A 12,155-nucleotide genomic window follows, 5' to 3' on the forward strand; every position below is an offset into this window, starting at 1 on the left:
ATTATTTCTCATCGTTCTGATAACCATAAATTCCTTCGCTGAGGATGCTTTTCAGTTTACCGCTGGTGCCGGCCAGACCTTTTAATTCGATCTGGAAGAAGATGCCCTGATCGTCCTTCAGGTCATCGGAGGGGCTCAGGCGCAAGTCGTCGCGATCAATCCAGCGACGCCATACCGCACTGACTCGCCAGCAACAGCTATCGTATTCGACACCGGCAAAGCTCTCCAGATCCCTTTTGTTGGTAAAGTCGTAATTCCAGCGGCTGATCAGGCTCAGGTTGCCATACAGCGGCAGCACAGTGGAGATGTCTGCCTGTTCAATATCTTCCTGCAGGTTGATGCTGGTGCTGGTGTTGAACAGGTCAGTTACCCTTGAGCTCTGGCGGGTAAAGCGGTAGCCGAGGTTGACGATAGTGTCGTCGTTATTGTTGTATCGCAGGGCAAAACTGCCGCGATCCATGCGCTGGGACGAATCATCCCAGGTCGCGTCGGTGAGTAACTGCCAGTGCTTGCTGAGCTTAACCTTAAGGTCAGCGGCAATAGGCGAGCTGTCGCGGGTCAGGCGATCCAGCTCTGCGAATGTTCGACTGATATTACCGGTAGTCAGGTTGTCATCGGCGGCAGAAATCATGCCGTCATTATTGGTGTCCAGCAGCATCGGGTTCGCGATAACTTCCGGTGTCAGCAGCGGGTTGAGGCTTACGCGACGGTCTTCAAAATAGAAGATCTGGCCAACACCAAAGCGCAGCCATTCAGCGCCGGAAGTGTCGTCCAGAAGGCGAGTGGTAATACCAAAGCTTGCCTGTTGGGTGTCGCCAATACGGTCCGATCCACTGAACCGATCATCACGCCACAGAGAGTTGTAGCTGAAGGTCTGGTCGGTGGTGTCAAAGTTGGGCAGCTCGCGCTGGTCTTCAAAGTCGGCGTACAGCAGTTTGATGCGTGGCTCGAGAGTCTGGGTAAAGCCGCTCAGCAGAGTAGTGTTGCGCTCCAGAACCAATCCGGTATCCAGGTAGCCAACCGGTACGCTCACCTCAGGGGTCTCATCCGTTTGGCCCAATACAGCATCATCCAGCTGGTAGGTCAGGTGGCGAGCGATCAGGCCGGTATCCAAAAAGCCCCACTCCCAGCGCTGGTCCCAGTTTAGTGTCCAGTCCAGTCGTCCCCGACTACCAGTGATGTAAGTGTTGTTCACATCAGTACTGAATCCGTTGGGTGGGAGAATAGTGGGGTTGTCATCATCATCGTGATCAAACACCACTGCGTGCTGTTCCAGGCTGAGGTTCAGGCCGTTATCCCAGCGATAGTCGCCGTTGGCGTCAAAACGTGGCAACTGCTTGTAAGGCTTTTGCACCCGACGCTCCGGGTTTTCAAAGATAGTCTGGTACTGGGTGCTTTGCAGATTCAGTTGCCAGTTGCTGAGGCTGTAGCCCAGTTGTGCCTGTTGCTTCAAGTGAGTCTGGGCATTTACCTCCAGAGTGGTGTTGCCGAGGTCGCGAAAATAAAGATTGTCGCTGATCTTGGTGTAGTCCACCTGGGTGGTAAAGCCGTTGTATTTGCCATGATGTAACAGTTTGCGCAACCAGCGGTCTTTGCCGGTTGTGTCTTCCAGATTTGGATCAATATCCGTGCGATCACCGCCATCATCATCTTTCAGGCTGGTTGCTGTCAGCTCTGTATAGCTCCAGTCAGAGAGGTGGCGAAACTCCGTCGATAGCATATAGCCGCGTTCGGAAATATACCTGGGAGTCAGGGTGGCGTCGTAGTTTGGTGCCAGATTTAAATAGATTGGCAGCGCGAAATCCAGGCCATTGCGTTCGCCCAGTTCGATATTGGGGTAAAGCACCCCGGTTTTACGAACCCCGCCCACTGGAAATTGCAGCCAGGGAATGTAGATGATCGGTATGTCTTTAACGTTTACCCGTACATGTTTTGCGGTGGCTACATTCTCGTCGGCGTCGATATCAATCTCGGACGTTTTCAGGATCCACGCATTGCTGTCCGGCGGGCAGCTGGTATAGGTGGCATCTTCAGCTTTGTAGTGGTTGTCCGGAGAGCGCTCCAGTTCAGCAGCGGTGCCGCGCACATTGGTGTTCTGGAATACAAAGGTGGCGTTTTCAATCTGGGCGGCCTTGCCATCTCCTTGCAGCTGCACCCGATCGCCTTTCATCAGCAGGCCGGGCTCGCGCAATTCAACTCCACCACTCAGGTCGGCAACGTTGTTTTTCTTGTCCAGGGTTGCGGTGCCGGCCGTCAGGCGACGGTAGCCTTGCGAAACCACAACATTGCCGCTGTAAGTGTAAACGTCATCGCTGCCGTCAACATTGTCCGCTTCGCCAAACAGCTGCGCCAATTCGGGCTCAACATTGGCCTCTTCCCCTTCCGCTTCAGGTGGGACATACATGCCACAGCAGCCATCACCCATCTGCTTTTTCTGTTCTTCGGTCAGCGACTCTTCCGATACCCAGTCCAGCATATTAGGATCTAATAAAACCGGCTTGCTGGTATCGCTCTCTGCCAGTGTCGTCGGGCGCTGATGCCTGGGGCGCGCATACTGGCGGCCTTTTACTTCTTTCTCGATATAGATCCACTTGCCATCCGGGCCAATTTTGGTTTCCCAGACTTTGCGGGATGGTTCATCTGCGGCAGCTGGCAGAGCCAATGCACCAGCGGCAAGCAAGGTGAGATGGGTTTTCAGGGCCCGGTAGAGTGGAGTGTGAAATATCCGATTCGACATGTTTTTGTGTTGTCCAGTGTTGCCGGGGGCTGTCCCGTGCGGCTATCGAATGACTGGGTCGAGGTTCTGTGCCCGACATTTAAACGGCCATTGTAGCGCAAGTCGCACCAGTTTCGAGCACTGGGTCGCGTAATCTTCTGAGCTGCTGGCAAGCCGTGTTTTATATAGCAAAATTGTGGGATACGCATATTTGCTCAGATTCAGTTAGAATCATCTGCCTTTTACAGAATAATGATGAGGCCAACATGCCGGATACCGCAGCGCTACAGGACTGGTTGCAGGATTATTTGCCGGTAAGTGTGGCACTGCCCGAGCCGCTTGGCCTGTCTCCGTTGGATGGCGATGCCGGTTTTCGTCGCTACTTTCGCCTCAACACCCAGCCGTCCATGATGGCGGTACTGGCGCCCCCCACCCAGGAAAATAACCCCGCCTTTGTCAGCAAGGCACTGGCCCTGCGTGCTGGTGGTGTGCATACCCCCAGGGTATATGCGGTGGACTACCAGAACGGTTTTATGCTGCTGGAGGACTTTGGTGACGACCTCTACTCCCACCATATCGCTTCCAGCACCGCAGGCAAACTTTACGACGCCGCAGAGCAGAGCCTGCTATCAATTCAGCAGATGACCCCGCCAAAGGATGTCTTTGCCAATTACAACCGCACCCTGTTGCAACAGGAGATGGGGCTGTTTCCTGAGTGGTTTATTAACCAGCTGCTCGGGCTGGAACTGATGCCGGAAGAGCGCAAGCTGCTTGACGACACCTTTGAGCTACTCACTGTTAACGCCACCGAACAGCCGCAACGGGTCGTACATCGTGATTACCATTGTCGCAATTTGATGGTACTGTCAGATGGCGATGTGGGGGTGATCGATTTTCAGGATGGTGTGATCGGACCCATCACCTACGACCTGGTGTCGCTGCTCAAGGACTGTTATGTCCGCTGGCCCCGGGACTGGGTGCGCAAACGGGCGTTGAACTACGCCGACAACCTTGCCACAGCCGGCCTTTTGGCTGAGGTCGATGAAAAGCAGTTTATCCGCTGGTTTGACCTGATGGGATTGCAGCGCCATATCAAGGTGCTGGGAATCTTTGCCCGTCTCTGGTTGCGTGACGGCAAGCCTCGCTATTTGAATGACCTGCCGCTGGTATTGCGTTACACGCTGGAAGTAACCGCCGAATACCCGGAACTTGAGGCGTTTAACCAGTGGCTACACAAAAGAATTCTGCCGGTACTACCGCAACAGGGTTGGTACAGCGACTGGCAAACAGCAGGGGAATGACCTGCTAATAATAAAATGGCCTTTAGTCCCAAATATTCAATTAGGGATTACAGGCCCTTGGAGGGAGTAGAGTAATGAAAGCAATGATTCTGGCCGCCGGTTTCGGCGAGCGCCTCAGACCACTGACTGAAACAACCCCCAAGCCACTTCTCAAAGTCGGCGACAAGCCATTGATCCAATACCATATCGAACGACTGGCCAAAGCTGGTGTGCGCGAACTGGTGATCAATACCTCCTGGCTCGGCGATCAGGTTGAATCTTTCGTTGGAGACGGCTCCCGCTTTGGAGTAAATGTGCAGTTTTCACGTGAAGACGAACCACTGGAAACCGGTGGTGGTATTCGCAACGCACTGCCGCTGCTCGGTGGAGACCCATTTCTGGTGGTAAACGGTGATGTCTGGACCGACTACCCGCTGGAAACCCTGGTCAACCGCAACTGGTCCGACGATATCGAGGTGCACCTTGTGCTGGTGCCTAATCCGGAGCACCACCCCAAAGGCGACTTTCAGCTTAGCGAACAGGGCATTATCAGCTACCCCGATGGTGGCGATGCCCACACCTTTAGTGGTATCAGTGTAATGCGCCCGGAGATCTTTGCTCTGTATCCATCCGCCAGTAAAAAGTTCGCCATTCGCGATGTACTGGTTAAAAGTATTGAAGGTGGCTACGCCAGTGGCGAACTGTTTACCGGCAAATGGTGGGATATCGGTACTGTAGAACGTTTGTGCGCGCTGGACACATTGTTAACTGGGCGCGAGGTAAACCCCGACATGCTGGGAAAGATTAGAGCTGGCGGCGCTATTGCCTGATGCTGACACGTCCCGCACTGTGGCGAATGCTGTTCTGGCTGTCGCTGATCGTTATTACTTATATGGCACTGCGGCCCACGTCGGGCGGCAGTATGCTGTTTCCCTTTCAGGACAAGGTTCTTCACGCCGCCGCCTACATTTATCTGTACCTTTGCGGCTGGGTGGCATTTGCCTTTATGCGCTCTTCATGGTTTTTAAGGCTGGCGATTGGCCTGCTGATTTACGGTATTGCCATTGAAGTGTTACAAGGGATTGGTGGTTATCGCGAAGCGGAGCTGCTGGATCTTGCCGCTAATATCAGTGGTATTGGTTTGGGGGTGCTGGCGGTGAGCTTTTATAAAAGAACCATAAAAATCGGATAGGGTTTCCAAACTCGGTGGATAGTTGAGTCCTGCTTGTAGGGTGTGCAGACCGTCTGCGGCATGGATGCCGCAGAAGAGCTTACACGGATGTATTTACAGCGTGTCTGCACACCCTACAAGCAGGGCGTAGGAGTAAGTTCGCGAGGGGCTGCTGTGATTGTTATTTACCAAGCCGAACATTTTGTTGACGCGCACCTGATCAAAGGATTGATGGAACAGCATGGAATAGAAGTAGAGGTGATAGGTGGCGATCTGACCGGCGGCGCTGGCGAGTTGCCTGCCTTTGGGTTGATTAAACTTGCAGTTGATCCATTGCAAGTGCCAAAAGCACTGCATCTTCTCGAACAATATAAAAATGGCGAGCTGGAACTGCCTGACCACTTAATTCCCGAATAAATAAAAATAAATTTTTTAAATCATGACTGAAAAACTGCGCGGACTGGCACTTTATGTAGGCCCGATACTGGCATTAATTATTGGCTTTACCATGGCCGAATACGGTTGGTCGCGAGAGGCTTACCTCACCGCTGCACTCACAGTACTTTGTGCCATTTGGTGGATCTTCGAGCCCATACCCATTCCTGCCACCTCGTTAATTCCTATCGGTGCTTTTCCGCTGCTGGGCATACTCGACGGCAAACAAGTCGCCGCTGCTTACGGTCACTATTTAATTCTGTTGCTGATGGGCGGCGCCATGCTTTCCAAAGCCATGGAAAAAAGTGGCGCCCACCGCCGTGTAGCACTGGGCATGGTCAATCTATTTGGGGGTGGCAGCCCGCGTATGCTGGTGCTCGGCTTTATGTCTGCCGCTGCGTTGTTAAGTATGTGGATCTCCAATACTGCCACCACGCTTATGTTGTTGCCGGTGGCGCTGGCGGTACTGGATAGCGCACCGGAAAAAGCCACCACCCAGAAACTCGCCGTGCCCTTGCTGCTGGGTATCGCTTATGCCTCAAGCATTGGTGGCTTGGGCACATTGATCGGCACCCCGCCAAATGTGATATTTCTGGAAAATTACCGCATGGCCAGCGGTATCGAACCGACTTTTGTCGGCTGGATGCAGTGGGCGATGCCGGTAGTGGTTATCTTTATTCCGCTGGCCGCAATCTGGCTGACCCGCAAACTCGGTCACGCTGCTGAACTTCATGTGCCGCAACAGGGTGCATGGCGAAAAGAAGAAATTCGTGTGCTGGTGGTATTTGGTATTACCGCACTGGCATGGGCCACCTTAAAAGAGCCCTTCGGCGGATGGACCACCTGGTTCAACCTGCCCACCGCCAACTACGCTTCGGTGGCATTACTTGCTGTGGTAGTACTCTGTGTATTGCCTGATGGCAAAGGTGGCAAGCTGCTTAACTGGGAATACGCCAGCCAGATACAGTGGGGCGTATTGCTGCTGTTTGCCGGAGGGCTGGTTATTGCCAAAGCCTTTGGAGAAACCGGCCTGTCCGAAGCCATCGGCAACCAGCTTGCCGGGCTTGCCACCCTGCCCACAGTGCTATTGGTACTCTGTGTTGCCCTGGGGGTGACCTTCCTCACTGAGATTACCAGCAACACCGCTACCACCACACTGCTGATGCCTATCCTCGCTGCAGCTGCGGTCAGTAACAATATCGAACCGGCACTGATCATGCTGCCCGCCGCCATGTCCGCCAGCTGCGCCTTTATGCTCCCCGTCGCCACCGCACCTAATGCCATTATTTATGGCTCCGGCAAAGTGAGGGTGGAAGATATGGTGCGGGAAGGGTTTGTGTTGAATTTGATTGGTGCGGTGATTATTACTGTGGTTTGTGTGGTGATGATCTGAGCTTCAAAGGATATTGTCTAACGGAATTGGGGACAGAGTGTAAGTATGGATTCAATAGATGAGGCGAGAAAAAAAGAGGCAAGAGAAGGCCTCATGATGCTTCCTGTGGCATTGTTATTTTTGATTGCCCTTGCTGGAGTATATCTTGTACTACTCTCTGAGGAAGTTGAATTTTTTGGGGTGATATATTGGGGTTTTGCAAAAGATTTGTGGTTTTTCAGTTTGATTTTGATTGGCGGTCTTGGAGTCTTTTTTCTTGTTCTGAGTGTGTCTTTTTTAATTTTTGTGGCTCTCGTTGCTAAGGAACTTTCTGCTAAGCAACATCCGTGGAAGCCTTTGATAATATCTTCGCTATTATTGATTATGGGTTTCTGGATATTGAAAGCGGCCGTCTATTTTAATTCGTATCTTTCGGGGAATGTGCGAAATATAAATATGTTTTTTGAAAGCTATTCAGGTGGTATGGAGGCTTTTATTGATATTGCAGGTATTATTCTCCTGCTTGTTTCGTTATTTTTAAGCTCATTTATATATAGCCTTATTCTTTTAGCTGTCAAGTTGCCGGGCTGTGCCAAAGGTTTTGCTAATAAGGCAAGAGCTAATAGGTAGTGCATGTAGGAAAAAGAGCTTGTAGAATTGACTGGCGATTTATTTTGTTCTTCAGTTTTTTGGCGCTGTGCTCTCTAAACTTTAATAGGGACAGAAGTATGGCCATATGCATTTCGTCGCTTTGGCATCATCTTGGCCATAGAAAAAACCTACCAACCCATTAGTCACAGCCGATTGTACAAATCGCCCTCCATGATCAATAGTTTGAAGTGAGCAATTCACAGGCTGTGCTGGCTGCATGGCCTTTCAAATTCAAACAGGAGGTTTTCAATGTCTTCAGGCAAATGCCCGGTTATGCACGGAGCGATCACAGAGAGTAGTCAGTCCGTGATGAAGTGGTGGCCCAAAACCCTCAATCTCGACATTCTCCATCAGCACGATGCCAAAACTAATCCGCTGGGTGCGGACTTCAATTATCGCGAAGAGGTTAAGAAACTCGACTTCGCCGCCCTCAAAAAAGACCTGATCGCCCTGATGACTGACAGTCAGGAATGGTGGCCGGCGGACTGGGGGCACTACGGCGGCTTGATGATTCGTATGACCTGGCACGCGGCGGGTTCCTACCGTACCGCCGATGGTCGCGGTGGTGCCGGTACCGGCAACCAGCGCTTTGCACCGCTCAATTCCTGGCCTGATAACGCCAACCTTGATAAAGCGCGTCGTCTGCTGTGGCCGATCAAGAAGAAATATGGCAACAAGCTCAGCTGGGCAGATCTGATCGCTTATGCAGGCACCATAGCCTATGAATCCATGGGGTTGAAAACCTTTGGCTTCGGTTTTGGTCGCCCGGATATCTGGCATCCCGAAAAAGACACCTACTGGGGATCCGAGAAAGAGTGGTTGACCTCTGCCCGCTACGACAGCGACGACAACCGCGAGAGTCTGGAAAATCCGCTGGCGGCGGTGGTGATGGGGCTGATTTACGTTAACCCTGAGGGTGTAAATGGCAAGCCGGATCCACTGAAAACGGCCCATGATGTACGGGTAACCTTTGCCCGTATGGCAATGAATGACGAGGAAACCGTAGCCCTTACCGCTGGTGGCCACACTGTGGGTAAGGCTCATGGAAATGGTGATGCCACCCTGCTGGGACCTGACCCCGAAGGGGCGGGCATTGAAGAGCAAGGCTTTGGCTGGATGAATCACGGCAAGCGCAGTGTAGGTCGCGATACTGTTACCAGTGGTCTGGAAGGTGCGTGGACGACTCATCCCACTAAATGGGACAACGGTTATTTCCATTTACTGCTTAACCATGAGTGGGAATCCCGTAAGAGCCCTGCCGGGGCATGGCAGTGGGAGCCGGTCGGTATTAAGGAAGAGGATAAAACCGTTGATGTTGAAGACCCATCGGAGCGCCACAACCCGATCATGACCGATGCTGATATGGCTATGAAGATGGACCCTGAGTATCGGAAAATCTCTGAACGCTTTTACAAGGACCCGGAATATTTCTCTGAAGTGTTTGCCCGCGCCTGGTTTAAGTTAACCCACCGCGATATGGGGCCAAAGGTGCGCTATATAGGCCCGGATGTGCCCAATGAAGATCTGATCTGGCAGGATGCGGTTCCAGCTGGCTGCAGTGACTACGATGTGAAAGCGGTGAAAGGCAGAATCGCTGCCAGTGGTTTGAGTATCAGCGAGATGGTCGCGACTGCCTGGGATAGCGCTCGAACATTCCGCGGCTCCGATATGCGCGGCGGTGCCAATGGCGCACGTATTCGCCTTGATCCGCAAAAGGATTGGCCTGGAAATGAGCCTGAACGCCTGAGCAAAGTACTTTCGGTGTTGGAGCCAATTGCTGCTGAGAGCGGTGTCAGTGTCGCAGATGTGATTGTGCTGGCGGGTAATGTCGGAGTTGAGCAAGCCGCCAAAGCTGCGGGTGTGAATATAAACGTACCTTTTGCACCGGGCCGTGGAGACGCCACAGAAGAGATGACCGATGTTGAGTCGTTCGAGGTGATGGAACCATTACACGACGGTTATCGCAACTGGCTGAAAGCCGATTACGCTGTCAGCGCCGAAGAGATGCTGCTCGATCGTACCCAACTGATGGGTCTCACCGCCCCGGAAATGACTGCGCTGGTGGGCGGTATGCGAGTATTGGGCACCAACCACGGTGGAACCAAACACGGGGTATTTACCGACCGCGAAGGGGTGCTGAGTAATGATTTCTTTGTGAACCTCACCGATATGGCATACCAGTGGGTGCCAACTGACAACAACCTATACGAAATCCGCGAGCGCGCCACCGGCAACACCAAGTGGACCGCGACCCGAGTGGATCTGGTGTTCGGTTCCAATTCAATTCTCCGTGCCTACGCAGAAGTTTATGCGCAGGACGATAACAAGGAGAAGTTTGTGCACGACTTTGTTACTGCGTGGACAAAGGTGATGAATGCGGATCGGTTTGATTTGGCTTGATAATCTGGTTGCAGACCTCGTGTCGATCTTAAATCGGCGCGGGGTTTGTATTAAATAAAAGTTACAGGTTATATGAAAAAAGTCTTTGTCATCCTGAGCGCAGCGAAGGATCTAACAAGCACGGGAAAACAGAGATTGAACTTCACTGCGCTCGTGATGACACGAATGAGGGTTGTATTTGTAGCCTGTATGAAGTGATAACGTAATACAGGGTATGGGTTTCCCGCATTGCGCGTTGCTTCATGCGGGCTAAAATCGTCAATTCGAGTGGAACCGAAAAATTGAAAGGATTCAGGGTTAGAAGTTATGAGAGCACCAAATATAAATGAGGGAGACAAGGTCGTTTTGTTCGATGGCGTTTGCAAACTATGTTCCGGTTGGGCGAAGTTTCTGATCAGGTTTGATCGCCATCGTAAAATCAAATTGGCAACGGTTCAGTCTGGCGTAGGTAGGGAAATATTGACATTCTACGGGCTGCCTCAGGATACCTACGAAACAATGGTGTATCTGGAAGGTGGAAAACTCTACGTTCAGTCGGCGGCTTTCCTTAAAGTCATGTCACTATTGCCATTTCCCTGGCCGATGTTTTCGGTGTTTTGGATCATGCCTAAGTCGCTGCGAGACTGGCTCTACGATCGTATTGCTCTAAACCGATATGAGTTGTTTGGTAGAAATAAATATTGTTTGATGCCAGATGTGGACCATGAATCCAGATATTTAAGTAAATCAAAAACTAGAAGATTCATGTGATGCTTTGCTGGTTTTGTCATCACAGTGCTCAAGGCGACTTGCCGGGATTAAGTAATAAAAAAGGCGCTGGGCGATTGCCGCAGCGCCGAAATACCAAAATTATGGTATTCAAGGGTTAAACTTAAACCTTAACTCTTCACAGAAAAATCAGAATCTGCGTTTTGAAGTGCTGCGATTTTCAGATGCACTTTGTTGTTGCTTTGCCTGATCTTCAGTCTCAGCCAGCAATTCCTCAATTTTCTTCTCGAGATCTTCACCATGCAAGTTGAAGTAGCGGGCGTTTCCGCCTTTATCCAGAAGGATGATGTACGGTATGGCTCTCACAGAGTTGAGGGTTTGCGCTTCCTGCATGCCATTATCGTAAATTTGCGGCCATTCCATGCCTTTATCTTCGACGGTGCTGGCGACGTTTTCGATTTCGCCTTCATAGTCGCCGGATACGCCAAGGATTTCTAATCCTTGATCTCGATATTTGTCATACAGGCCAACCAGCTCCGGTACTTTCTTCATGCATGGGGCGCACCAGGTGGCCCAAAAATCTATCAGTAATACTTTGCCGCGAAAGTCTGTTACAGAAATAGTGTTTCCATTTAAATCTGGCCCACTGAACGGGACAAAGGACTTTCCTTGAACCCCAATGGCGGTGTTGTTGCTGTCGTTGGTATGGTTTTTAAGTGTATCTATCAGTCTGGGGGTGAAGTTTCCGTATTTTTCTGCAGCCGCAATTATCTGGCTTTTCAGGTCTTCAACATTCCAGTTTTCGCTTGATTCGGTTTTGGCAATTTCCTTTAAGAAATTGTGGTATAGATCAAATGGGATTTTTGGCTCGTTAAAGAAGTATTCCATATAGGTGTTGAATCTATTAAGTTCTTTCTTTTCGGAAAGATCTTTAAATGCATAGCCGACAAAATTAGTGGTAGTGCGTGTTAATTTTTTATCCGCACCACGTCTGTGAGCTCCCGGGAATTTTCCTTTGTAACTAACAAGATACTTTTCGAAGCTCTCGGTATACATTTTTGCGGGGTTTTCCAGCGTTTTTTTGCATACTGAAATGGCCCACCATTCAAGCCATTGATGCTGCTTAAGGTCAACTTTTCCAGCATAATCGGATACCCACTTTTTAATCTTTGGCTGCATTAATTTCCAGGTATCTTTATAGAGCTGGTCAGCTCCCTTCATTTTTGGGGCTTTAGAGTCGATATAAGCCCGATATTCCTTTATCTGGTTGTATGCTGTTAAGGATGTTGGGTCCATTTCTGCGGTGGCAGAGGTTTCATTGCCAAAAGTAACGGTGGCAAAAAATAAACTAAAAAAAGCTACAAGTATTTTGATCACTGCCTTTTCCTCTTTGTCTGGAAAGGGGGTGAGCCCCTTATCAAA

General features: G+C 50.9%; 10 protein-coding genes. 8 read left to right on the forward strand and 2 right to left on the reverse strand.

Annotated features, from left to right (window positions below):
• Position 1: 1 nt before the first annotated feature.
• Complete coding sequence (locus QP938_01275) at positions 2–2,737, reverse strand: LPS-assembly protein LptD (protein ID WIO74558.1); 2,736 nt, start codon at positions 2,735–2,737, stop codon at positions 2–4.
• A gap of 245 nt (positions 2,738–2,982) precedes the next feature.
• On the opposite strand from QP938_01275, the gene QP938_01280 reads away from it, so the two are divergent.
• The 8 genes from QP938_01280 (at position 2,983) to QP938_01315 (ending at position 10,775) form a co-directional block, all read left to right on the forward strand.
• Positions 2,983–4,017, forward strand: a complete 1,035-nt coding sequence (locus tag QP938_01280; protein WIO74559.1) for a phosphotransferase — start codon at positions 2,983–2,985, stop codon at positions 4,015–4,017.
• A 74-nt stretch (positions 4,018–4,091) separates the two neighbouring features.
• Positions 4,092–4,826, forward strand: a complete 735-nt coding sequence (locus tag QP938_01285; protein WIO74560.1) for a nucleotidyltransferase family protein — start codon at positions 4,092–4,094, stop codon at positions 4,824–4,826.
• Entirely contained in the window at positions 4,826–5,188 is a 363-nt protein-coding gene (locus tag QP938_01290; protein ID WIO74561.1) for a VanZ family protein, read from the forward strand. Before QP938_01285 ends, QP938_01290 begins: the two co-directional genes overlap by 1 nt.
• A gap of 60 nt (positions 5,189–5,248) precedes the next feature.
• A complete protein-coding gene (locus tag QP938_01295) occupies positions 5,249–5,584 on the forward strand; it encodes a DUF2007 domain-containing protein (protein ID WIO74562.1) in 336 nt (111 codons plus the stop codon).
• A gap of 22 nt (positions 5,585–5,606) precedes the next feature.
• Positions 5,607–6,995 carry an SLC13 family permease gene (locus tag QP938_01300; protein ID WIO74563.1) on the forward strand — a complete coding sequence of 463 codons (1,389 nt, stop codon included), beginning with the start codon at positions 5,607–5,609 and terminating at the stop codon, positions 6,993–6,995.
• Between the two features lie 45 nt (positions 6,996–7,040).
• Complete coding sequence (locus QP938_01305) at positions 7,041–7,604, forward strand: hypothetical protein (GenBank protein ID WIO74564.1); 564 nt, start codon at positions 7,041–7,043, stop codon at positions 7,602–7,604.
• A 270-nt stretch (positions 7,605–7,874) separates the two neighbouring features.
• Positions 7,875–10,025 carry a catalase/peroxidase HPI gene (katG, locus tag QP938_01310; protein ID WIO74565.1) on the forward strand — a complete coding sequence of 717 codons (2,151 nt, stop codon included), beginning with the start codon at positions 7,875–7,877 and terminating at the stop codon, positions 10,023–10,025.
• A 306-nt stretch (positions 10,026–10,331) separates the two neighbouring features.
• Entirely contained in the window at positions 10,332–10,775 is a 444-nt protein-coding gene (locus QP938_01315) for a DCC1-like thiol-disulfide oxidoreductase family protein (protein WIO74566.1), read from the forward strand.
• Between the two features lie 147 nt (positions 10,776–10,922).
• Here the strand turns inward: QP938_01315 and QP938_01320 are convergent, their stop codons facing one another.
• Positions 10,923–12,110 (reverse strand): TlpA disulfide reductase family protein, encoded by a 1,188-nt coding sequence (locus QP938_01320; protein WIO74567.1) that lies wholly within the window; start codon positions 12,108–12,110, stop codon positions 10,923–10,925.
• Positions 12,111–12,155: the final 45 nt, after the last annotated feature.

Source organism: Porticoccaceae bacterium LTM1 (assembly GCA_030252795.1).
Taxonomy (GTDB): Bacteria; Pseudomonadota; Gammaproteobacteria; order Pseudomonadales; family Porticoccaceae; genus SCSIO-12696.